Origin of the sequence: Klebsiella sp. X13, assembly GCF_003323835.1 — a bacterium.
GTDB classification, from domain to species: Bacteria; Pseudomonadota; Gammaproteobacteria; order Enterobacterales; family Enterobacteriaceae; genus Klebsiella; species Klebsiella ornithinolytica.
In genome coordinates, this window is sequence record NZ_CP030874.1 from 4777095 (window position 1) to 4798960 (window position 21866).

The 21866-nt window shown below is 49.8% G+C and carries 20 protein-coding genes and 3 pseudogenes; 11 read left to right on the forward strand and 12 right to left on the reverse strand.

The features are described from left to right. Positions 1-678: 678 nt before the first annotated feature. Positions 679-861 (reverse strand): 4-oxalocrotonate tautomerase, encoded by a 183-nt coding sequence (locus DSD31_RS22760; protein WP_032716433.1) that lies wholly within the window; start codon positions 859-861, stop codon positions 679-681. Positions 862-978: 117 nt separating this feature from the next. On the opposite strand from DSD31_RS22760, the gene DSD31_RS22765 reads away from it, so the two are divergent. Next, positions 979-1878, forward strand: a complete 900-nt coding sequence (locus DSD31_RS22765) for a LysR family transcriptional regulator (RefSeq protein ID WP_044348406.1) — start codon at positions 979-981, stop codon at positions 1876-1878. A 104-nt stretch (positions 1879-1982) separates the two neighbouring features. Here DSD31_RS22765 and uxuA read toward each other — a convergent pair whose 3' ends face one another. Then, on the reverse strand, positions 1983-3053 hold the full coding sequence (uxuA, locus tag DSD31_RS22770; protein WP_113991328.1) for a mannonate dehydratase: 1071 nt from the start codon (positions 3051-3053) through the stop codon (positions 1983-1985). Positions 3054-3511: 458 nt separating this feature from the next. Here uxuA and uxaC point away from each other — a divergent pair, with 458 nt between their 5' ends. After that, positions 3512-4918: a glucuronate isomerase gene (gene uxaC, locus DSD31_RS22775; protein ID WP_032716452.1), complete on the forward strand. Its 1407-nt coding sequence runs from the start codon at positions 3512-3514 to the stop codon at positions 4916-4918. A 23-nt stretch (positions 4919-4941) separates the two neighbouring features. Beyond that, positions 4942-6486: an MFS transporter gene (locus tag DSD31_RS22780; protein WP_044348404.1), complete on the forward strand. Its 1545-nt coding sequence runs from the start codon at positions 4942-4944 to the stop codon at positions 6484-6486. A 215-nt stretch (positions 6487-6701) separates the two neighbouring features. Here the strand turns inward: DSD31_RS22780 and pspE are convergent, their stop codons facing one another. Beyond that, the gene (gene pspE, locus DSD31_RS22785) at positions 6702-7040 is read right to left on the reverse strand and encodes a thiosulfate sulfurtransferase PspE (RefSeq protein WP_113991329.1); all 339 of its coding nucleotides are present in this window, start codon (positions 7038-7040) and stop codon (positions 6702-6704) included. Positions 7041-7261: 221 nt separating this feature from the next. On the opposite strand from pspE, the gene DSD31_RS22790 reads away from it, so the two are divergent. Then, complete coding sequence (locus DSD31_RS22790) at positions 7262-7420, forward strand: YqaE/Pmp3 family membrane protein (RefSeq protein ID WP_015585265.1); 159 nt, start codon at positions 7262-7264, stop codon at positions 7418-7420. Between the two features lie 239 nt (positions 7421-7659). Here the strand turns inward: DSD31_RS22790 and cspE are convergent, their stop codons facing one another. Then, on the reverse strand, positions 7660-7872 hold the full coding sequence (cspE, locus tag DSD31_RS22795; RefSeq protein WP_007720208.1) for a transcription antiterminator/RNA stability regulator CspE: 213 nt from the start codon (positions 7870-7872) through the stop codon (positions 7660-7662). Between the two features lie 623 nt (positions 7873-8495). Then, positions 8496-8762, reverse strand: a complete 267-nt coding sequence (locus tag DSD31_RS22800) for a helix-turn-helix domain-containing protein (protein WP_071824652.1) — start codon at positions 8760-8762, stop codon at positions 8496-8498. Positions 8763-8878: 116 nt separating this feature from the next. Here DSD31_RS22800 and DSD31_RS22805 point away from each other — a divergent pair, with 116 nt between their 5' ends. From DSD31_RS22805 to DSD31_RS22820, 3 genes and pseudogenes are all read left to right on the forward strand, one after another. Then, on the forward strand, positions 8879-9124 hold the full coding sequence (locus DSD31_RS22805; protein ID WP_015585267.1) for a helix-turn-helix transcriptional regulator: 246 nt from the start codon (positions 8879-8881) through the stop codon (positions 9122-9124). A gap of 250 nt (positions 9125-9374) precedes the next feature. Beyond that, positions 9375-9632 (forward strand): YjhX family toxin, encoded by a 258-nt coding sequence (locus DSD31_RS22815; RefSeq protein WP_032716428.1) that lies wholly within the window; start codon positions 9375-9377, stop codon positions 9630-9632. Between the two features lie 66 nt (positions 9633-9698). Further along, positions 9699-10529: pseudogene (locus DSD31_RS22820) on the forward strand (SAM-dependent methyltransferase); the annotation flags it as partial. Positions 10530-10729: 200 nt separating this feature from the next. Here DSD31_RS22820 and DSD31_RS22825 read toward each other — a convergent pair. Beyond that, positions 10730-12118: a carbohydrate porin gene (locus DSD31_RS22825; protein ID WP_044348719.1), complete on the reverse strand. Its 1389-nt coding sequence runs from the start codon at positions 12116-12118 to the stop codon at positions 10730-10732. Between the two features lie 531 nt (positions 12119-12649). Then, a complete protein-coding gene (gene xylA / locus DSD31_RS22830) occupies positions 12650-13969 on the reverse strand; it encodes a xylose isomerase (protein WP_044348745.1) in 1320 nt (439 codons plus the stop codon). Between the two features lie 446 nt (positions 13970-14415). On the opposite strand from xylA, the gene DSD31_RS22835 reads away from it, so the two are divergent. Both DSD31_RS22835 and DSD31_RS22840 read left to right on the forward strand, forming a co-directional pair. Beyond that, positions 14416-15855, forward strand: a complete 1440-nt coding sequence (locus tag DSD31_RS22835) for an MFS transporter (RefSeq protein WP_160873654.1) — start codon at positions 14416-14418, stop codon at positions 15853-15855. A 59-nt stretch (positions 15856-15914) separates the two neighbouring features. Then, the gene (locus DSD31_RS22840) at positions 15915-17594 is read left to right on the forward strand and encodes a glycoside hydrolase family 43 protein (RefSeq protein WP_088883487.1); all 1680 of its coding nucleotides are present in this window, start codon (positions 15915-15917) and stop codon (positions 17592-17594) included. 234 nt (positions 17595-17828) lie between these two features. On the opposite strand, the gene DSD31_RS22845 is transcribed toward DSD31_RS22840, so the two are convergent. The 5 genes from DSD31_RS22845 to DSD31_RS22875 form a co-directional block, all read right to left on the reverse strand. Continuing rightward, positions 17829-18317: an Hcp family type VI secretion system effector gene (locus DSD31_RS22845; protein ID WP_113991330.1), complete on the reverse strand. Its 489-nt coding sequence runs from the start codon at positions 18315-18317 to the stop codon at positions 17829-17831. Positions 18318-18335: 18 nt separating this feature from the next. Beyond that, entirely contained in the window at positions 18336-18665 is a 330-nt protein-coding gene (locus tag DSD31_RS22850) for a DUF1493 family protein (protein ID WP_104895735.1), read from the reverse strand. Then, positions 18659-19117, reverse strand: a complete 459-nt coding sequence (locus DSD31_RS22855) for an STM2901 family protein (protein ID WP_113991331.1) — start codon at positions 19115-19117, stop codon at positions 18659-18661. Before DSD31_RS22855 ends, DSD31_RS22850 begins: the two co-directional genes overlap by 7 nt. A gap of 129 nt (positions 19118-19246) precedes the next feature. Continuing rightward, on the reverse strand, positions 19247-19768 hold the full coding sequence (locus tag DSD31_RS22865) for a hypothetical protein (protein ID WP_104895733.1): 522 nt from the start codon (positions 19766-19768) through the stop codon (positions 19247-19249). A gap of 489 nt (positions 19769-20257) precedes the next feature. Further along, positions 20258-21169, reverse strand: coding sequence for a hypothetical protein (locus tag DSD31_RS22875; protein ID WP_044347603.1), 912 nt, complete (start codon positions 21167-21169; stop codon positions 20258-20260). Positions 21170-21605: 436 nt separating this feature from the next. Between DSD31_RS22875 and DSD31_RS26255 the strand changes: the two are divergent. Next, positions 21606-21770: pseudogene (locus tag DSD31_RS26255) on the forward strand (glycoprotein 3); the annotation flags it as partial. Further along, a pseudogene (locus DSD31_RS26535) lies at positions 21771-21850 on the forward strand (hypothetical protein); the annotation flags it as partial. Positions 21851-21866 lie beyond the last annotated feature (16 nt).

Sequence of the window (21866 nt, forward strand, 5' to 3'; positions counted from 1 at the left end):
TTGATATTGATGTAACTGATTATAAATTACAACAAGTCGTTACAGGATAAGAAATTTGTTACCCGTAAAGCCACGACATTAATTACCAATTCCCGTTAAATGTTTCGAACTTTTCATCCAAAAATTTAACGTATTGGTAACCAATGCTATATTCAACTGATATTTGGCGTTCAATAAAATAGAGCGGGTCCCTGTTTAGATCTTTTATGCATGGACAGGCTTATTCGATAACGCCACTCTTTTTTTTGCTGAACGTCATGGATAACGCGCACAGCGCTCGGTGGCAACAATAATTGCTATCTGGATTTAAGAGGGGGAGTGCAGATTTGTCAGCAGGCGACATAAATGGACGGGAACGGGGGCTGGTCTCGGTAATTCGCGGCCATTATCAGGTCGGCAGACTGTATATCATGCTGGATGCCTCCTTCCATCGCCGGGGGCTGCACGCCAGGCACAACTGAGTGGCGGCAAGGGGCTGGGAATAAGGTGGCACACAGGCAGCAAATCACGCTGTACCATAGGTATTTTTCATCGCCATATCCCCAATAACCCCCAGGCAACGGCAGGGATTGCCGGTTGCTGAGAAACCACGGAGGAAGCAGATGATTCATCTGGCCGGTGCTACGCTTTAGCCGGCGCGGTGAATCTGCGCCGGCGACGAGAAATGCGACCAGACAACTATTCGGTGGGCAATACGCCTCCTTTAGCCCAGTGCGTTTTGGGTATTTCGACAATGACCACATCCACGCTCTCCGCTTTGCATTTCAGCGTTTCAACCGCGACCCGGGTCACTTCACGGGCAAAATCGCGCTTCTGTTCAGGCGAGCGGCCAGGCTGTAATTCTAAACGTAAAACAGGCATATTTTTTCTCTCCGGTTGAGACCCCGTCTGAGGGTCGATGAATTAATCTTTACCGAAAGGTGAGGACCAATAAATGTGTGTTAGGTTGAGTGAATCAGAACCTACAGGTTGTTAATCATGGATAAACTTGCCGGAATGGAGATGTTTGTCAGAGTTGTCGAGTGCGGCAGCTTTGCCTCAGCGGCCGATGTCAGCGACGTATCGGCCACGATGGTTGCCAAACAGATCCGGGCGATTGAACAACGGCTTGGCGCACGTTTGCTGCACCGAACCACGCGTCGCCAACAGTTAACCGAAGTCGGGCAGCTCTACTATGAGCGTTGTCGCCGCGTACTGGCAGAATTCTCTCTCGCCGAGCATAGCGCCATGGAACTGCAATCGACTGCCAAAGGGCTGGTTCATATGGTCGCGCCGGTCAGCTTCGGCTGTCAGATACTGGTCCCGGCGTTGAGCCTCTACATGGCGCAAAACCCGGAGGTCAACGTCATGCTGACGCTGGATAACCAGACGCCAAACTTGAGTAGCGGGAATGCTGAGTTAGCTATTCATATTGGTGAGATTCAGCAGAAGGATATCGTTGCCCGGCCGCTGCACGCCTATCGTCGGATCCTTGCCGCCTCTCCCGACTACCTCCGTCAGCACGGGACACCGACGCATCCGGATCAGCTGAGTCACATGAGCTGTCTGGGGATGTCCTACTGGATACATCAGGATCGCTGGGAGCTGATGGGGCCCGATGGCGAGATCGTTAAAGCGGTAGTGAAAGGCCGGTTTATGTCTAACCAGGGCCATGCGCTGAGGATTGCCGCACTGAACGGCTGCGGTATCGTGCTGCAACCGGAATCACTGCTAAAGGAAGATATCGCCGAGGGACGCCTGGTGCCGGTGCTTCCCGAGTGGTCCTATAAGCCAACGCCGATGTATCTTATTTATCAACAGGATACCCGTCCATCAGCCAAGCTGCGCAGCGTGATTGATTTTCTGATACAGCGCTTTGGCGCGCAGAATAATGGATGAAACGACTGCAGACCGATGTCTGCACCGCCCCGTCGGGTCAACACGCCCGTTTTAACGGCGGCAGAAAACACGCGGCCGGAGGCCCTGGCCTCCGGCAGACAGATTTATGACGACGTCTTCTCCAGCGCCTCCCACAGCCCCAGCAGGTAGGTTACCCCCAGCGCGCGATCGTAAAGGCCGTATCCGGGACGCCCGGTTTCACCCCAGATAAACCGGCCGTGATCCGGGCGGATGTAGCCGTCAAAACCGTTATCATGGAGGGCCTGCATAACGCGATACATATCCAGCGAGCCATACTGCGACGGATGAGCGGATTCGTAGAAATCTTTATCCTTAATCAGCTTAATATTGCGCACATGGGCAAAATGGAGGCGCTTACGACGCGTGAATTCGGCAAGAATTTCATAGACGTTATTATCCGGATCTTCCGCAATTGACCCGGTGCACAGCGTGATGCCATTCGCCGGTGAATCCACGGCATCACAAATCTTCGCCAGGTCATCGCGATTCTTCACCACCCGCGGGAGGCCAAAAATAGAGTACGGCGGATCGTCCGGGTGAATCGCCATTTTCACCCCCACTTCCTCGCACACCGGGATAATTTCTCTGAGGAAATAAAACAGACTTTCCCGCAGCTTAGTATCATCGACACCGCTATAACGGGCGAACAGCTCCTGCACTTTCGCCAGCCGCTCGGGCTCCCATCCCGGTAACGCAAAACCGTTGGCGTTATCGAGAACCTCTTTGACGACCTCTTCCAGACTCTTATCGATACCGCTTTTTTCGAAGGCCATCGTCAGTGAACCATCCGGCAGGACGTAGTTCATGTCGGTCTTCATCCAGTCGAAGACCGGCATGAAGTTATAACAGATGACCTTGACGCCAAAACCCGCCAGATTACGGATCGTCTGTTTATAGTTTTCAATGTAGCGATCGCGTGTCGGGGTGCCTATTTTGATGTCATCGTGAATGTTAACGCTTTCAATCACTTCCATTGTCAGGCCCGCGGCATGGGCCTGATCAACCAGGGCTTTAATCTTTTCGACTGGCCAGACTTCTCCGGGAGCAACGTCATACAGTGCCCCGACAACACCTTCCACACCCGGCACCTGTCGGATGTATTCCAGTGGGATTTTGTCTTCCTGTGGCCCAAACCAGCGCATTGTCATCTGCATTTTTTATCCGCCTTAATCGTTGCTGCTATGCATTTTACGAGATGTACCATACTAGTATTGAGTAGCATATGCAGTAATTATCGTTTGATCAACCACCTCGTTAAAAAAGAGTGACGACGCGATAAAAAGGCTCATGGGCTGAGCGGATCTTCATTATCTCTGTTGCGGTTAATTGTTTTTATATTGTAAAAAAATAACAAATTCAGTTTAAATTAATCATCCTCTATAACACGATTTTATTTTTAGCCATTTAATTCATCCCGGTTTTTATTTCAGGTTATGAATATCGACGACGGAATACATGCGTTAAGTCACAATTTTATCATTACATCTTGTATGGTAGTAGACAATCAATGAAAAGGAAGCTTACCCTCAACGCCATTATGTTCCCGTCATACACCGGCCCCGGCTTAACGCTGGGGATGCGTAGTAAAAGCGACATCGTGTACGGAGTTTTTATGTCACTGATAAACAATAGTTTTATGATAACCAACGCGCCAGGTCAGCGGCTGTATTCTGAGATAGCAAAAGCGTTACCGATTATTGATTACCACTGTCATCTTGATGCCAGAGCCATTTGGGAAAATAAACCGTTCACGGATATTACTCAGCTCTGGCTGGAGGGCGATCATTACAAATGGCGGGCAATGCGGGCGAATGGAATATCTGAACAAAAAATTACCGGCAATGCTTCCGCCGAAGAAAAATTTGCAGCCTGGGCGCAAACTGTCGAAGCCAGTTTTGGCAATCCCCTTTATCACTGGACCCACCTTGAGCTGAAACATTATTTTGCGATCGACGAAACGCTTAATAGTAAAAACTGGCGCGATATTATGGCACGGTGTAATGCGCAATTACGCCACGACGACTTTTTACCCCAGGCGCTCATCCGCCGTTCAAACGTTGAAGCGCTGTGCACGACCGACGGGCCGCTCGACGACCTGGAATACCATCGGCTGCTGGCAGCAAAAAGCGATTTTTCCCCTCGCGTTTTGCCAACATTTCGTCCTGATGAGCTGTTCGACGCCTGCCCCGATCGCTTCCTGACGTTCGTCTCCCGACTGGCGCAGAAAACCCAGCGGGCGATAACCTCGCTGGATCGGTTCCTGGCCGCTCTCGAAGCGCGTGTTGATTTTTTCCACAGCACGGGCTGTCGCGTATCGGACCACGGTCCGCTGGCGATCCGGTTTTGCCCGCTTGATGAGGCCGGGCAGGCCGCGCTGTTTCAGCGTCGACTGGCAGGAGAGACGCTGGATGAGCATGCCCTTCAGGCCTGGGAAAGTATGATTTTTGTCGCGCTGGCCAAAATGTACAAACAGCGCGACTGGGCCATGCAGATTCACTTTGGCGCCATTCGTAACAACAACGCGACCATGTTCAACAAGGTCGGCATCAACTGCGGCTTTGACTCGATTGGCGATCAAACTCACCTTGCGCAGAGTCTGAACGCGTTGCTTAACGCCATGGTGGAGAATGACGGTCTACCGAAAACCATTCTTTATAACCTCAATGCCAGCTATAACGACGTGGTCGCCTCGACTCTCGCCAACTTCCAGAGCGGCGAGGATGGCATGAAATCACCGCTGCAGTTCGGCTCCGGATGGTGGTTTAACGATACCCGACGCGGCATGGTTAACCAGCTCAATACACTGGCCGATCAGGGGCTGCTGGCCAACTTTATCGGCATGCTGACTGATTCGCGCAGCTTTGTCTCCTACACCCGACATGATTATTTCCGCCGGATCCTCTGCGACCTGGTTGGTGGTTGGGTAGAGAAAGGTGAAGTGCCGGAAGATCGCGCCATCCTCGACGCCATGATCCGCGGTATTTGCGTGGACAACGCCCGTCGTTATTTTCGTTTTTGACCCGTCAGATACAGGGATAAACTATGACTCGTAAGAACAGAAAAGTGACCATCCCCGTCAGTATCGGCTACGGTCTGACGGATATTATGGGCGGCGGCGCATTTACCGTCATTGGCGCATGGCTGCTTTTCTTCTATACCACGTTTGTCGGTCTGTCGCCGATTGAAGCGGCGTCGATTGTCGCGATCGCGCGTATCGTGGATGCTATTGTCAGCCTGTTTATGGGCAGCTTCACGGACCATTTCTATAAAAACTATTTGGGTAAGAAATTTGGCCGGCGGCGCTTTTTCCTGCTGATCGGCGCGCCGCTCATGCTGGTTTACACCCTGCTGTGGCTAAACGGCATGAACTACTGGTTCTATCTCGCGGTGTATCTGGCTTTTGAGATCATTGCCGCCATGGTATTGATCCCGTGGGAAACGCTGCCCTCCGAGATGACCAAAGATTTTAATGGCCGCACCAAGCTTTCCACATGCCGGATGTTCCTCTCGGCATCCGGGACCTTTCTCGCCACCTTTATCCCCGGTCTGCTGATTGGCGCACTGGGTGAAAATAATGCCGACGCCTATCTGGTTAACGGCGTGGTGTTTGCCGTGATGTTCATGGTCTGCGTCTTTATCTCGTGGAAAGTGACGTGGGAACGCGAGCTGACGCCGGAAATGCTGGCGGAAATGGAAAAAGAGCGCAAGTCCACCACGGCGGCCGAGAAGTTTGTCGCCTTTGGCAACCTGTTTAAGGAGTATGCCTCTACTCTGAAGGTGCGGGCGTTCCGTAAGCACCTGGCGATTTATCTCTTTTCCTTTACGGCGAAGGACGTCTACAACACCGTGTTCGTCTTTTTCTGCGTCTACTGCCTGAACGTCTCGTCCTCTCTGGCGGGCACGCTGCTGTCGATGAGTATCGTCGGGCTGCCGGTTACGCTGGCGGCGGGCGTAGCGATCATTAAGTATGGTCCCTCTCGCCTCTATGTCTTCGCCTATAGCCTGATGCTGCTGTGCCTCGGCGGGTTCTTCCTGGTGTATCAGTTCCCGACCGACAACAAGGTGATGCTGCTGGTGATCATCGCCGGTATCTATCAGGTTGGCCGCTGCGTGCTGGAATTTACGCCGTGGAACGTCTTTCCGTTTATTCCCGATATTGACGAAATGATTACCCGCCAGCGCCGTGAAGGCCTGTTTGCCGCGGTGATGACGTTCTCGCGTAAAACGACGGTCGCCATCGCTACCTTTGCCGTGGGCCTGCTGTTGCAAAGCGGCGGTTTCGTGAAAGGGAGCCAGACTCAGCCTCAGGAAGCGATTAATACCATCGCGACGCTGCTGTTTGCCGGCACCGCCGTGCTGCTGCTGATTGCTCTGTGGCAGGCGCTGACCTTCCATCTGAACAAACGTACGCACAAGATTTTTGTCGATGAGATTGAGCGCCTGAAGGCGAACGGTCTTCAGCAGGACGTCACGCCTGAAGCGCGCCATGTGGTTGAAGACCTGACGGGTTATCGCTATGACACGCTCTGGCGCGATACCCCGCCCGAGCGAGCAAAGGCGGGCGAACCCACCTCGGTACTGAACTGACAGATACCGCCGGCAGCGGCATCACGCCCGCTGCCGCGCGGTTGCCCTGCCCGGCTGACCCGATTAAGGTCAGCCGAACCATCGCCGTCTCTTATCCGCCAGACATGCTCCTGATTTGATCATTCGGCGACGACAGACGCGTAAGCCGCGCAAGTGAAGCCGGAGCAGTGCAAAGAGGTGGATTTAAGGCACATTCTCGCGCTGGGGCAAGCGGATTATTTCACCATCTTCTGCGTTTTCTCGACATCCTTCAGTCCGCCTTCGTTGACGGCATTCTTATAGCCCATACTTTGCAGCATTTTTTCAGCTTTGCCGGACTGGTTCCCCGTATTGCAGTACAGGTGCAGCGTGTCATTCTTATCTTTTGCCACTTTGCCGATGCGCGCATCCAGCTGTTTCAGGGGAATATTCACCGCTCCTTCTACATGCGTTTCCTGAAACTGGTCTGGAGTGCGGACATCAATCCAGTGCTCAGCCGCCCACAGTGAGGTGGACGCCATCAGCATGGCGCCGGTCAAGATCGTTTTTTTCATTACCCGGGTCAGATTAAACATGACGATAGTTCTCCTTGTTTGTTTTTCCTGCTCACCAGGGATGATACTAGCGAAGGCATCCCGGGCAATCTTTGACCTGATCAGGAAAATGGGCAGAAAGCGGATACTCGATGATATGCGCGCAGAGGCAACACGGCAGGCAAACTGGCGGTCTCCGTTAAAATTACTATGCTTAAAGACAGCGTCACCTGTTTCAACGTTGATTTTTATAGGGAGTATGTATGGGGTTCTGGAGAATTGTTTTAACGATTATTTTGCCGCCACTTGGCGTATTACTGGGTAAAGGATTCGGCTGGGCATTTATTCTGAATATTGTACTGACCTTGCTGGGTTATATCCCCGGCCTGATTCACGCATTCTGGGTGCAAACGCGCGATTAACCAATATCATCATGACGGCGCAACGGCGCCGTTTATTTTCTCAGGTATTTTTCATCTGAATCTTATTTTATTTTTACGCGACTACCTGCCGCTACCGAATGGCGAATGGATTTTAATTCGGCAAACTGAATGCAACAAAAAACCCGCACAGGGCGGGTTCATTTTATTATCAGCGGAGCTTATCTGCTCAGGCTATCGCCTTCATCGCTATTGTAAACGTCGCTGATAATGAGCGCGGCTTACAGCGGAGTGACGTTGCCGGCTGCCGGGCCTTTCGCGCCATTTTCAATGGTGAAAGAGACCTGCTGGCCTTCATCAAGGGTCTTGAAGTTGTCACTCTGGATAGCAGAGAAATGTACGAATACATCTTTGCTGCCGTCGTTCGGAGTGATAAAGCCAAAACCTTTATCTGCGTTAAACCATTTTACTAAACCAGTCATTTTATTAGACATAGATAATTCCTTAATTAATGAGCCACTAAGCGCGGCGATGATGGCCTGTATTTAGAGTTACTTATTTGGCACTTAGGAGGAGGCTCATGAAGAAGGGTATCTGTGGATAGCTCTTGAACTGAGGACTGCTTTACTAAAACTGCTGTCATAAGGTCTGTGTTCCAAACCGATGACGTTATTAAGACATAGAGAAATTATTATAGCAAGGTTTATGTTTTTTATTTTGACCGCTTAAACACCCGGATGGCCATATGTCTGTAAAAGGTAGCCGCTATCAACAATCGCTATCTCAATTTCGCACAAGAGTAATGCGTCCGGTATTTCACGAATTCGTTTTCGTTTTTTGCACTCATGAAGCATCTCTGTGCCGCGGGCATAGATATCGAGAGAAAACTGGAACCAATGAGCAAATGAACCGACGCTACACGCAGGCCGGACTGGCTAAACATGGATAAAAACCGGCTGAACGGACAGGCGTGAGGCCGACTTAAATGGCGGTGGAAACAGGAATGTGCCCTTCTCCCCGCTCACGCTATCTATCCTGCCGGTGATCACCGCCAGCCGGTAGCCGGATCGACTGCCTTGCGCAAGGGCATCCGCTCCTGCCGTCACACGCGGATTATTCACCCTTTTACACGAATCCGTTTCTTTCTGTCGATCGGGTTGCCCTGCCGATCGAAGTAGCGACTCGGCCATATTTCCGCAGGATCGATACCCAGCGCCTGCGCGATTAAAAACTCCCCCTTAGGCCAGGGACGAGACAGCGTGTTGGCTAACGTTGACGAGCTTAGCCCCGCCTGGCGGGAGACCGCCGCCAGAGACAGGTTGCGCTTTTTTAATTGCGCAATGATATCAGCCGGATGCATATCAGTTCTGTTCATCTCATTCATTCCTTTGCGTTAGTGAAGCCGTTCATATTATCGCCACAACACTAAGTAATACTTAGTACATTTTCAACTAACAGCTACCAGAATCGTGATTCTGTTTCCAGTCTTTCAGGATCATCATGCTGCCGCACCGTCTAAAAGAAGCGCGCCTCAGAACGGGACTCTCCCAACAAAAGCTGGGTATCCTCGCGGGTATTGATGAGGCGACGGCGAGCGCGCGGATGAACCAGTATGAACGCGGCATCCACACCCCTGACTTCGCGCTGGCCTGTCGGCTGGCAGACGTGCTGAAGATCCCGGCCTGTTATTTCTATACCGTTGAAGACGATCTGGCGGAAGTGGTCGCCGGCTGGTATCAGCGCTGAGCGTCAGGCGAGTTTATCCGGATCACACTTTTTAACCCGGGCTATTCCCTGATAAAAAACAGGTGTTATCATTCACCCCGTAAATACCTATCTACTCAACCCGAGGCTTTGATGCTGGAGAATGTCATCATCGGATAATCAGCTCCCCGACCTTTTCAGGCCGGACTGATTATCAATGCGCCGAAATCGAATGCGGACACCGCTGTGTGTTTGCACGTTTTGCACATGATGATTAAACAGGTTTTCCAGTATGAATTTATCCCGTCAGGAACAACGTACCTTACACGTTCTCGCCAAAGGTGGACGTATTGCGCACGTCCGCGATGCATCTGGCCGCGTCACTTCCGTGGAATGCTACAGCCGAGAAGGGCTTCTGCTCGCCGACTGCACGCTCGCCGTCTTCAAAAAACTCAAAACCAAAAAACTGATCAAATCCGTCAACGGCCAACCCTATCGCATTAATACCACCGGGCTGAACAACGTTCGCGCCCAGCTCGATAACCGCTAAGGAGAGCATGATGGATATCAGCACCCTTATTTTCGCCCCCCGGCACATCCAGCTGTCAGCGGAAGAAAGCTGTTTGCTCTGCTGGCTGAAAAAGCAAAAACCTCACAGGAACACCCTCTTCATACTCAACGCTATATAAGGAATTTAACATTGGATATCCCACGTATTTTTACGATTAGCGAAAGCGAGCACCGCATTCATAATCCGTTCACCCCGGAAAAGTACGCCACGTTGGGTCGCGTGTTACGCATGAAGCCGGACACCAGCATCCTTGACCTCGGCAGCGGCTCGGGGGAGATGCTCTGCACCTGGGCCCGCGATTATGCCGTGACCGGCACCGGCATCGATATGAGCCCGCTGTTCACCGCGCAGGCCAGGCGGCGCGCGGAAGAGCTCGGCGTCAGCAGTAAGGTGCATTTCATTCATGACGATGCCGCAGGGTATGTTGCAGAAGAGAAATACGATGTGGCCGCCTGCGTCGGCGCGACATGGATTGCCGGTGGGTTTGCCGGGACAGTCGGGCTGCTGGCGCAGAGCCTGAAACCGGGCGGGATCATGCTTATTGGCGAACCCTACTGGCGTCAGCTACCTGCGTCGGAAGAGATAGCCCAGGCCTGCGGAGTCTCCTCGGTGGCTGATTTTCTCCCCCTTCCCGACCTTGTGGCCTCTTTCGACAACCTCGGCTATGACGTGGTGGAAATGGTGCTGGCGGATCAGGAGGGCTGGGACCGCTACGAAGCCGCGAAGTGGCTCACGATGCGCCGCTGGCTGGAGGAAAACCCTGACGATGACATGGCCCCCGAGGTTCGAAATGAGCTGACGACAGCCCCCCAACGTCATGTCACCTGGACCCGGGAATACTTTGGCTGGGGCGTGTTTGCATTAATCGCCCGATGAAATGAAGCTGGCGGTATAGCTCAAACCGGCTATACCGCCATGACCTCCCGCGATGGCGCCCCCTGCGACAGATTGCGCTTTTGCAATTGCGCAATAATCTCCGCTGGGTGCCAGGGTCGTCGCCCACTAAAACTGGCTACCGTGTTCGCGTTTTTCAGTATCGATGCGACACACCAGAAGGATAGCGTCTTAACGAGACATCAGAACCACGCTTCAAACATGCCGCCGACGTTCAGGGAGTCCAGCTGCTCGTCGCGGGTGCCGTTCACCTTCGCGGTATGGTTATTATCGACCTGACCGCCAGTGACGTAGAAGCGCAGCATCGGACGGAACTCCGGCCCCATCCCGATGGCGATGTTCTGCGACAGCGTCAGCTTCCAGCCGTGGTTATCCCCGCCCTGATCGTAGTCAACGCGCTGGTAGCCCGCTTCCAGCCAGGTGGAGTGCACATCGTTCCAGAAGTACATCGGACGGACGATGGCGCCGTAGTTCTTGCGGTTGTCGGTGTTGTCCTTGCTGTTGTCATAGTCATGGAAGGCCAACAGGTATTCGACCTGCGCCTGCCGGGTGAACTTATAGTTACCTTCGAAGCTGGCGTAGACGGTGGTCAACCCGTCCGTTTTGTTGTAAACGCTGTTATCGGCGTTATCGGAATAGCGCAGGATAACTTTGTTCACGCCGCTGTCGTCGCTGTTGGCGTGGCTCAACAGCAGGCCGCCCTGCCAGGCATCAATCTGCGCGTCGTTGTCCACCGCTTTGGAGTCAAAGCCGTAGTTGGCGTAGACCTCGACATCGATGGGGCCGGCCTTAATGTTGTGGGTTTTGGTGGTCAGCGCATAGTGACCGTCGTCGCCGGTGCCGGAGCCGCCGGTACAGGTGATGCGCGACGGGTTAGACTCATCGGCCATGACTTCCGGACTACAGGACTCGACCTGCGAAACCGCGGCGACATCGAACTGAACGCCGCCGATATCGAAGTTTTTCACCCCGGCCCCCTGGCCGTCGTGGTTCATCCAGAAGTAGTCGTTGATCCCCTGCTGTGGACGCTGGTGGAAGTCACGACCGGCCCAGATATAGGCGCCGGGATTGGATGCCAGCACGTTGGTGACGCCAACGTAGGCCTTCTTGAGGTTAACTTCGTCGCTCCAGTGGTCGAACATCACGTTGATATCCCAGATGGCGCCCTGGCTGCTCTTAAAGGCTTTGGTAATCTGGAACTCGCCGCCGTTGCCTTCGTTACCCAGACGACCAATCGCCGAGGCGCCGTTATAGGAGCCATCGACGCCAACGAACTTCTGATCGCCGCTCTGGAACTGGGCGCCGTAGCGGGCGTAGCCGCTAAACTTCAGACCAAACGGAATCGCCATGTCCGGCGAAGCGGCGGCAGTTTGTGGGTTGGTTTCCAGATCCACCTTCCTGGCGGCGGCGGCGTCCATTTTCGCCTGGCGGTCGGCCAGCGCCTTATCGACGGCTTTCGCCACAATGGCGTCAATTTGTTCCTGAGTAAATTCTTGGGCCATAACAGAGGAAAAAGGGCAAAGCGCGGCGATAACCGCCATCGTTAATGGAAGTTTTTTTATCATGTTCATGTCTATCTCAATATAGTTTAATTGTATTCAGATAATAACAATCCCATTCTGGGTGACAGAATATGTCGCTATCATAAGAACAATATCATTGTTATTTTTACGGTCGCAGAGGCTTTACGCTATTATCGTGATAATGTCTCCATGAGTGATATTTGCTGATGCGCGCTGATGCAGATGAATCATATCTTCGGATAATTCACCAACCAGCATTATCGATGATTGCCATTACAGCGGTCTTTGGCCCTCCTTCTCGGTTTGTCGTAGACAACAGGTGCTGCCCCAGCAGAGGTTGTCGGCAAAGGCAGGTTTCATCAATGGTTCTCTTTAACTTTATTCCCCGCAATTTCTGTGGCCCGAGGATTCTCTGTATTTTTTTGCTCTTCGGTAGTGCTGAGAGTGTATTTATCAGTACGCAGAAGTCATCTATATATCAGTACCGCATCGGGTTCACAGCGAATGCGCCGAAATAAATTCCAGTCATGATAAATAACACCGGCAATAAATGCCCCCGCAGGGGCATGCAAGCAGGATTCAGTCGAAGAGATACGCGTTAACCAGGTTTTCGAGTAATTCCTGATGTCCGCTTTGATGCTGAGGATTAAGGTTATGCTGTTCAGCGTAGCGAGCAGTTTGCGCCAGCGACATTTTCCCTTGCAGAATTTGCTGACCCACTTCATCGCTCCAGCCGGCATAGCGTTTTGCAACACGTTGCTCCAGCTGACCGTCTTCAATCATGCGAGCGGCCTTTTTGAGTGCCAGCGCCATCACATCCATCGCGCCAATATGGCCATGGAACAGGTCATATTTATCGGTGCTTTGGCGACGGACTTTGGCATCAAAGTTCAGGCCACCGGTGGTAAAGCCGCCGGCTTTAAGGATCTCGTACATGACCAGCGTGTTTTCTTCTACGCTGTTCGGGAACTGATCCGTATCCCAGCCGAGCTGGGCATCACCGCGGTTGGCATCAACGGAGCCGAAAATATCCAGGGCAATGGCGCTGGCGATTTCATGGTGGAAAGAGTGCCCGGCAAGCGTTGCGTGGTTGGCCTCAATGTTCACCTTGATCTCTTTTTCCAGGCCAAATTGCTTGAGGAAGCCATAGACCGTCGCGACATCGTAATCATATTGATGCTTCGTGGGTTCCTGCGGTTTAGGTTCGATAAGCAGCGTGCCACGGAAACCCGTTTTGTGTTTGTGCTCAACCACCATCTGCAGGAAGCGGCCAATTTGCTCGCGCTCCTGGCGCAAATCCGTATTCAGCAGGGATTCGTAGCCTTCGCGACCGCCCCATAGCACATAGTTTTCGCCGCCCAACTGGTGGGTGGCATTCATGGCGGCAACGACCTGGGCTGCCGCCCAGGCAAAGACGTCCGGATCGGGGTTGGTTGCCGCTCCGGCGGCGTAGCGCGGGTTGGTAAAACAGTTAGCAGTCCCCCACAGCAATTTCACCCCGCTTTCCTGCTGTTTTTGCGCCAGCACTTCGGTCATTCTGGCGAAGTTATTCAGATATTCTTTTAACGATGCGCCTTCTGGCGAGACGTCCACATCGTGGAAGCAGTAATACGGCACGTTGAGCTTATGGAAGAATTCGAAAGCGACGTCAGCTTTATATTTTGCCTGGCTCAGCGCGTCCCCCGCTTGTTGCCAGGGTCGTTCAAAAGAACCGCTGCCAAACATATCGGCGCCATTCCAGCAGAAGTTGTGCCAGTAGCAGGCAGCAAAGCGCAGGTGGTCTGCCATCCTTTTTCCCAGCACGATTTCATCCGGGTTGTAGTGGCGAAAAGCCAGCGGGTTTGCTGTTTTTGGACCTTCAAAACGTATGCGGTCAAGCTGTTCGAAATAAACTGGCATAATGAACTCCGTCATTCAGGAAGCGAGAAATAAATAATTTTGACCTATCCTGTATTTTCCTGGCAGGTGGCTCAATTACGTTATTTCATTCGGCAATTAAGAAAATGCGCAAATGTGAACCATCTCGCAAATAATAACGTCATATATTAAATACATTGATAACCATACTTCCCCTTCCCTTCCCGAGGGTTTCAGGTGACAATCACTAAAATAAAAATCAGCTGTTGCCGGGGGACATTTACCTGCCGCAGATATTGCCTGTCAGCGGCGCGTCAACAGGCGGGATACGCGGCCTCGAGAGAGCCTGAGTTTCGATGATCACAGAAGTAAAAAAACATAATTACTTAATGTAAAATCGTAATGGATTCCCGGAGGTCATCTGTGTCAGAAAGTGTTTCACATTCTCAAAAGAAACCGGAGACTTGATTAGAATGAGCAAAAACATAATGCAAAGTCGGCATGATGAATATCATAAATTAACTCGTGGGGAACGCATTGGTTATGGGATGGGTGATTTTGCGCAAAACCTTGTTTTTGGTACGATAGGCGGTTTTCTTGCTCTTCACATGTTGACGGTAAATACCATCAGCACCGCGACGGCGGGGTTTATATTTCTGTTTGTGCGCATCGTTAATGTTTTCTGGGATCCGATGGTCGGCACCTATGTTGACAAAAGAAGTTCAAGTGCGGGTAAATATCGTCCCTGGCTTTTAAGAGCGGGCATTCCCCTCGTGATTCTTTCCGCGTTGCTTTTTGCGCCTATTCCCGGAATAAGAGGTTCGGTTCCATTTGCGTTTATCATTTATCTGGCGCTGGATTTAGTTTATTCATTGGTGAATATTCCTTATGGTTCGCTTAATGCATCATTGACGAGAGATCCTGAATCGATTGATAAACTGACCAGTACCCGCATGATGCTGGCAAACAGCGCCAACCTGCTTGTTTATACCCTGTTCCCGATGTTTGTGCAGATGGCCTCCCCCAAAGATCGCAGCCTCAAGGATACGGGTTTTTTTGGCCTTCAGCTGAATATGGGTAACTATACCGACCCTTCGGCTAACTATGCGTGGTTTGGCGTTTACTCAATTTATATGTTAATCGGCGCAGCGGCGCTTTTCTTCTGCTATAAATTCACCAAAGAGCGTGTGGTTGCGACAGCAGAACAGACGGCTAACGTAAAAGCGACAGATTTATTCCTTGAACTCAAAAATAACCGGCCGCTTGTCATTCTCGGATTCTTTTTCATGTTAGCTTTTACCTTCATGTTTTTCATGAACACGGTAAATGGCTTTTTCAATCAGTTTGTTGTCGGTCATTCTGAATGGATGGGAGCGATTGGTCTTGTCGCCTCAATTCCCGGCATCATCTTCCCTATTTTCTGGTCCAGACTGAAGAAAATCTTCGGTAAAAAAGGCTTCTTCCATCTTTTCCTTGGCATGTTTATTGTGGGTGAATTACTGACCTACGTGTGGTCACGCGAAGGCATGCACGATGCCCTGTGGCTTGCTTACGTCGCAACCTTCATTAAACAATGGGGCTTAACCTCGGCGACTGGCTTCATGTGGGCGCTTGTTCCAGAAGTGATTGCCTATGGCGAATTAAAATCAGGCAAACGCAATGCCGCAATCATTAATGCGATTATGGGACTGTTCTTCAAGATTGGTTTCACGATTGGCGGCGCGATTCCACTTTGGTTACTGGCCGCCTATGGCTTTAGCGAAACCGGCGCGCAACAAAGTGCCAATGCGATCGACGGAATCATTATGACCGCGGTGTGGATGCCCATTGTGTTAGCCGCTATTTCGATGATCATTATTCAACTCTATCCTATCTCAGACAAAAATGTCACCGAGATCAACCGTCAGCTGGATGAGATCCGGGTATAGTTAAAAATTAATAAAAATTCAGAAATATAAATTTGGAAATTTTAAAAAGGTAGAATGATATGTCACTTATCCAAAACCCTGTATTACCCGGATTTAATGCAGACCCCAGTATTATCCGTGTTGGGGACACCTACTATATCGCCAACTCGACATTTGAGTGGTTCCCTGGCGTTCGTTTGCATGAGTCAAAGGACCTGCAACACTGGAATCTGCTCCCCAGTCCCTTGTCGACGACGACCCTTTTAGATATGAAAGGCAATCCTTCATCAGGTGGGATTTGGGCGCCGGCGCTCTCGTATGCCGATGGCCAATTCTGGTTAGTGTATACCGATGTGAAAATCACCGAAGGCGCCTTTAAAGACATGACCAACTATCTGACCACCGCGACCGATATCCGTGGTCCGTGGACAGATCCTGTCAAACTGAATGGCGTCGGTTTTGATGCCTCGCTTTTCCATGACGATGACGGGCGTAAATATATCGTGCAGCAAACCTGGGACCATCGAGAGTACCATCACCCCTTCGATGGCATCACGTTAACTGAGCTTGATACCAGGACACTGAAATTAAAACCGGCAACCGCGCGGACCATCTATCGGGGCACCGCCGTTGCACTCGTCGAGGGGCCACACCTCTACAAACTGAACGGCTATTATTATCTTTTCGCCGCGCAGGGGGGGACCGTCTTTACCCACCAGGAGGTTGTTGCACGCTCCAGAACCTTAGAGGCCAACAGCTTTGAAACCGAGCCAGGGGAAGTGTTCTTAACGAACGTCGATACCCCGGACAGCTACATCCAGAAGCAGGGGCATGGCGCTTTGGTCTCCACCCCCAAAGGTGAATGGTATTATGCCTCGCTCTGCGCCCGTCCGTGGAATCGTCCAGGTGAGTCGGCCTATGATCCGCGTGGCTGGTCAACTCTGGGCAGAGAAACCGCGATCCAGAAAGTGTATTGGGATGCCGACGGCTGGCCGCGTATCGAAGGGGGCCACGGCGGGAAAACCTTTGTCGAAGGACCCACCGATGCCATTTACACCGAAAGTGCCAAAGACCATAGTCAGTACGATGCGTTTAAAACAGCAACGCTCGATCCTAACTGGAATACGCTGCGGGTTCCGTTCACAGAAAAAATGGGGACCACCGGCGATGGCAAGCTGACGTTAATCGGCCAGGGTTCATTAGCCAATACGCATAACCTGTCGCTTATTGCCCGACGCTGGCAAGCCTTCTATTTTGATGCCCAGGTTAAAGTGAAATTTAATCCGTTCAATTATCAACAGATGGCAGGATTAACGAATTACTACAACGATCGCCACTGGAGTTTTGTGTTCATCACCTGGAATGAGATTAATGGCTCAGTCATTGAGGTCGGTGAAAATAACCGTGGGAAATACACGTCATATTTGAAAGATGATGCCATCAAGATCCCCGAAGGGACCGAGTTCGTCTGGTTCCGCAGCAAAGTTCGCAAACAAACGTATAGCTATGAATACAGTTTTGATGGGGTCAATTTCACGGAAATCCCCGTTAAATTAGATGCCGCCATTCTTTCCGACGATTACGTGCTGCAAAGCTATGGCGGATTCTTTACCGGGGCGTTCGTTGGCCTTGCGGCTGTAGACTACTCAGGTTATGACGCCAGCGCAGAGTTTTACGATTTCCATTATCAGGAGCTGGGCGATGCGTTAATGGCCGATGGTACGTATAGCTGGCAAGCCAGCGAATCACGGTTTAATTAAATAATAATGAACCTACGTTATCTTAACGATAACGTAGGTTTTTGTTGGTAATCGCTCGCCGCTATATTCCATCCACCCATACTCTGTTATTCCGTACGCTGAACCGATAAAACGCCGACGGCCGGGTTTCTCTTATCCAGCACGAGGGGTCTCTTTTAGCCAGTAGAGCTGATGATAATCAGGCCATAGGGCAGCATCCGTATAGTACAGTATTCCACCTCTTGCCCGACATCGTTAATGACAGCCATACTTCTCGTTCCAGGAATCAGAGTGAAGAATGTTACCGTCTTTATAAAGGTGCGTGATTTTCTCATAACTCAGGGAAATATCTTCCATGTGACCCGTCCCGGTCACCGATCTCGTGTCGTGCATAACAGGGCTATAGTGAACCACTCTCACATTTTCTAACGTGATGATGTAGTAGATTTCCTCTTGTCCACTGTAGTTAATTCTGTAGAAATTAAATTCAGCACTTTTCAGCGTCTGGCCTGTCGCAACAGCCTTAAACAGATACGGCGATGAACTGTCAATCTCTTTGGTGAAGTTAAAAGAACAGTGTTGACGGGAACCCGTGACTTTACCAGTGAGGGGATCTGTAGGGATAATTACGCCGTGCTGCAAACTTCGTAGTTCTATGCTGCCATCTCTTCCGTGAACATCACACGACCCCACGATCTGCGATCCGCCATCATCTTTGAAAATTAGGTGAACAGGTACAGCCATTTATTAAGCTCCTCACAATTAGTCGAACAACCATTTCCCGGCCTTAGCCGATTGAATAAACATGTCAATCGTGAAATCAGGAACATCCACAGGGTCAGGTTTTTTGAATAGATTCCATGAAAACTTAACTTCGGGGTAGTAGGCTTCAAGATGGAAATTAGACATATCAACGCCAAATTCCTTTGCAAACTCTTCAACCAACTCTTCAACATCATCCTGATCAAGCTGCACATCAAAATGAATGCTTGACTCTGCTGTGTACGTATCGTATTTCTTTTTCCTGAATATGTAACAACCACTACGAATAGTGATCATTTCGATTACTCGTTGTTCAATAGGGTCTACCATAACTTATCGTTGCCTCTCGCTATGGTGTTGTATTCTCGGATCGAATTGTAGGTAATTTGTGAAACATCAACCAAAAGAACGACCTCGCCAACTAACGGGATAGTTCGACCTACCCACGCTCCGATACTTCTGACCATTCTACGTTTTACCGTCCACGGCGTATAACCACCGACCCACGTAGGAAGTTTAATACCGAACGGAAAGAACCGTTTTCCGAATGCTTTTCTAATCCCTTTCGAAAGGCGTGAAGTCCCTTGAATCGCTGTACCGGGTTTAGTGCGCGTCTTCTGATCGTTTATACCTGCATACAGCGCACAAGCTGCGACAATGTCTTTAATACCGAATTGATCAGCGGTGTTGAAAATAAAAACCATAAAAAACAGTTCAGCGGCGGTAAGATTCAATTTCCCCGCATAGAAGTATGTTCCGTTTAGTTCTTCGACTGTATCCATCAGCACTCCTTCAAATCTTTAATGATTTATAGGTTTATCATACGCCTTACACAATACTGAACGTCTACAGCGCCCTTAATACCTGCGCCGCCATCGTCTTTAAGCAACATATAAGCCGGAACAGGCATTCTACAAACTTCTTTTGGTGGTGATTTTATTCATGATGAACCAATAGCAAGCCGTCGTTAGCAGCAGATTGAACGCCACGGCAGCCGCAATAATGAAAGCAGGATATGTTTCTCCATCAGTAAAAACAGACGAGTAAGGCAGGAAGCGGAACAGTGTCCAGAACAGGAACGTGAACGCGAATACCTTAACAAGACGTCGCAGGGTGGATAAAATCCAGTCATCAAAGAGGTTGGCTGGATTAACTTTGCGTGTCATGCCGTTGTAAGCGGTGATCATCATGCTCATAGCAGGAACACTGATCAGGGTATTGATCAGAATAGCGAAGTAAATATGTAACGATTCCCACACTTCTAAATCGGGTTCACCGAGTATGAAACGAGTAAAACGACGGGCGCTGTGGAAATCAAAAAGACCGATGATTGAACTGACTAAACCGTCGTAAGGAATCACCTTCGCGACAATCAGCATAACCACAGAAAACAGCATTATTTTAAGAAACAAGCTAAGGGCATGTTTTGCCATTGGCGATCGCCTCAATTGTGCCGTATGCCTTGAGTTTACTCATACAAGGAACAACTACCCGCTGTGTTCTCAGTAATGCATTGCGCAACATGGCAAAATCTGAATCATGTGGCAGAGTAATACTGCCTTCTGATCGCACGCCAGAATGTAGTGTTCCTACCCCAGGAAACGTTAAGGGAGAATAATGCGCATCGCCGCTTACAAATTTTTCATGCAGAGTCATAAACCACCCAATACCCTTTTGTGAACTGTGGTTTAAGGTACAGATTGCTTAGTAGACAATCCATTTTAAAAGTATGATTTTATTTAAAATAATCTTATTTTATGTTGGTAGTAAGGCAAATATACCTGTTTTAGGGATTATATCCCCTCCTTCCAAAATGGATAGAGCAATGTTACATTACTGTTCAGTATCGATAAGAAAAAATAAAGTTCTCATAAGTGAATCAAGATACTATTCATAAACCAACTATGCCCCTCAAAAGAACTTCACCCGTTATAATTTTTCCCCCACGGTAGGTAATATAAGTAATTCAAATCGTCTAGTTTGAAATTTATATAATCACCAGCATTACTTCTTACAGGCGGTAACTCACTGAAAATAAATAGATAAAGCGGTCTTGATGCCAATGATAGTTTATCTAAAGTTTCCCTTGACGTTCTTTTGTATTCTGAGCTATCAACAAGTCTGGCGGGGATGAAAAAAGTTGGTTTGCACCTTAATTCCCCTGCCCGCATTTCACTATCAAAACGTACAAGATAGTAATTATCCTTACGGTTAAGCCATGCCTTCCCGAAAAAAATGCGCGGTTCATCTGAATATGTACTCAAATCTTTGCTATCGTTAACTTTTATGAAGAAATCTCTAAGGGGAAGTTTCCCGTCTGCCGTATTGAGGAAAAAATTCTCTTTTCTAATAAAGGAATGAACGAGGCCAGAAAGTCGCTTCCTTGAATGTCGGTGTTTCAGGCTTTCTTCGTCATCATTGACGACTGGTTTACGCAGCCGTTTTGCAATTGCGTCCTCATCCTCTAATGTGGGTAAATCATGAACAATACGTTTGCCTGGCGGGGATAAATCTATATCTACTACATCGTCGAGTATGAATGGGAGTGCTTCAGGATCTTCTTGAGTTGTTTTCACATAGCGTATCTCTTCATCAGACTCTGCTTCAAGTCGGCAAGTTGAGCTATGTTCGGATACAAATTTGAAGTAAGGATCTCGCTTACGAAGGCGTTTTGGCCTATCCAAATTTGCACAGGTAACCTGAGCATTGCAGCCCTGCTCAGGACATTCAAAAAGATGCTTTGAAGTTAAAGCTCCCTCAGAAAAAAATTTATCAGCCTCGTCTGCTGTGATGTCCTTACCTAATTCCAGACTATATGCTTGCTCCAGTCTCATCAAGTCTCCTTCCTGATTAAGGCTACCTTTGTTTAAACATCACTTTGCATTTAAAAATTTCATTACACATTAATAAATTGATTTTATTGAAAGAGGGTTGTTTGAAATCAACTTACAGTGCATTTCTCTTCTGTTTAGAAAAAAACGATCTCACTATTCATTAGTGATGTAATATTTCGAGACTGGATAACTAAGCATGTAGCATTTTGGATACATGTATTATAGTGAGCAAATTCACCAAGGATCAAACATTACGCCACCGTCTGCTGGAGATTGTGTTGCAGTCGGAGGTATGGCTGACGACCACTTATCTTTGAGCTGCGTTTAATATTGAGCATCAGCTGACGAGCCATCCAGGCCCATCATAATCAACCGTGTTCTTGATGATGTTGCAGCATGCAGTCATGCAGTCATGCAGTCATGCAGTCATGCATTCATGCAGCAGGTGGTCACCTTTCTGAGTGGAAAAGCGAACGCCTTCTCCGTCACGCTAGCGGATGAGCCGGTGCTCTCCCTGACCGGCTTCCCGGTCGTCACCCTCCCGCACATAGACAATGACGCCACCAACACGCCCGGCGAGCGTAAGGTCTGGCAGAAGCAGGAGAAAACGCCGCCTGTTGCGGAGCCGGTCATCCCCCCCGTAAAGTGCAGGGCTGCTACAGCTCGCCATATCGCCATTAATCAGGGGAGAACTGAC

Bases quoted from the DNA above. Each gene is read 5' to 3' on its own strand.
- DSD31_RS22760 (WP_032716433.1), bottom strand. From the start codon at position 861: ATGCCTGTTTTACGTTTAGAATTACAGCCTGGCCGCTCGCCTGAACAG.
- DSD31_RS22765 (WP_044348406.1), top strand. From the start codon at position 979: ATGGATAAACTTGCCGGAATGGAGATGTTTGTCAGAGTTGTCGAGTGC.
- uxuA (WP_113991328.1), bottom strand. From the start codon at position 3,053: ATGCAGATGACAATGCGCTGGTTTGGGCCACAGGAAGACAAAATCCCA.
- uxaC (WP_032716452.1), top strand. From the start codon at position 3,512: ATGTCACTGATAAACAATAGTTTTATGATAACCAACGCGCCAGGTCAG.
- DSD31_RS22780 (WP_044348404.1), top strand. From the start codon at position 4,942: ATGACTCGTAAGAACAGAAAAGTGACCATCCCCGTCAGTATCGGCTAC.
- pspE (WP_113991329.1), bottom strand. From the start codon at position 7,040: ATGTTTAATCTGACCCGGGTAATGAAAAAAACGATCTTGACCGGCGCC.
- DSD31_RS22790 (WP_015585265.1), top strand. From the start codon at position 7,262: ATGGGGTTCTGGAGAATTGTTTTAACGATTATTTTGCCGCCACTTGGC.
- cspE (WP_007720208.1), bottom strand. From the start codon at position 7,872: ATGTCTAATAAAATGACTGGTTTAGTAAAATGGTTTAACGCAGATAAA.
- DSD31_RS22800 (WP_071824652.1), bottom strand. From the start codon at position 8,762: ATGAATGAGATGAACAGAACTGATATGCATCCGGCTGATATCATTGCG.
- DSD31_RS22805 (WP_015585267.1), top strand. From the start codon at position 8,879: ATGCTGCCGCACCGTCTAAAAGAAGCGCGCCTCAGAACGGGACTCTCC.
- DSD31_RS22815 (WP_032716428.1), top strand. From the start codon at position 9,375: ATGAATTTATCCCGTCAGGAACAACGTACCTTACACGTTCTCGCCAAA.
- DSD31_RS22825 (WP_044348719.1), bottom strand. From the start codon at position 12,118: ATGAACATGATAAAAAAACTTCCATTAACGATGGCGGTTATCGCCGCG.
- xylA (WP_044348745.1), bottom strand. From the start codon at position 13,969: ATGCCAGTTTATTTCGAACAGCTTGACCGCATACGTTTTGAAGGTCCA.
- DSD31_RS22835 (WP_160873654.1), top strand. From the start codon at position 14,416: ATGCAAAGTCGGCATGATGAATATCATAAATTAACTCGTGGGGAACGC.
- DSD31_RS22840 (WP_088883487.1), top strand. From the start codon at position 15,915: ATGTCACTTATCCAAAACCCTGTATTACCCGGATTTAATGCAGACCCC.
- DSD31_RS22845 (WP_113991330.1), bottom strand. From the start codon at position 18,317: ATGGCTGTACCTGTTCACCTAATTTTCAAAGATGATGGCGGATCGCAG.
- DSD31_RS22850 (WP_104895735.1), bottom strand. From the start codon at position 18,665: ATGGTAGACCCTATTGAACAACGAGTAATCGAAATGATCACTATTCGT.
- DSD31_RS22855 (WP_113991331.1), bottom strand. From the start codon at position 19,117: ATGGATACAGTCGAAGAACTAAACGGAACATACTTCTATGCGGGGAAA.
- DSD31_RS22865 (WP_104895733.1), bottom strand. From the start codon at position 19,768: ATGGCAAAACATGCCCTTAGCTTGTTTCTTAAAATAATGCTGTTTTCT.
- DSD31_RS22875 (WP_044347603.1), bottom strand. From the start codon at position 21,169: ATGAGACTGGAGCAAGCATATAGTCTGGAATTAGGTAAGGACATCACA.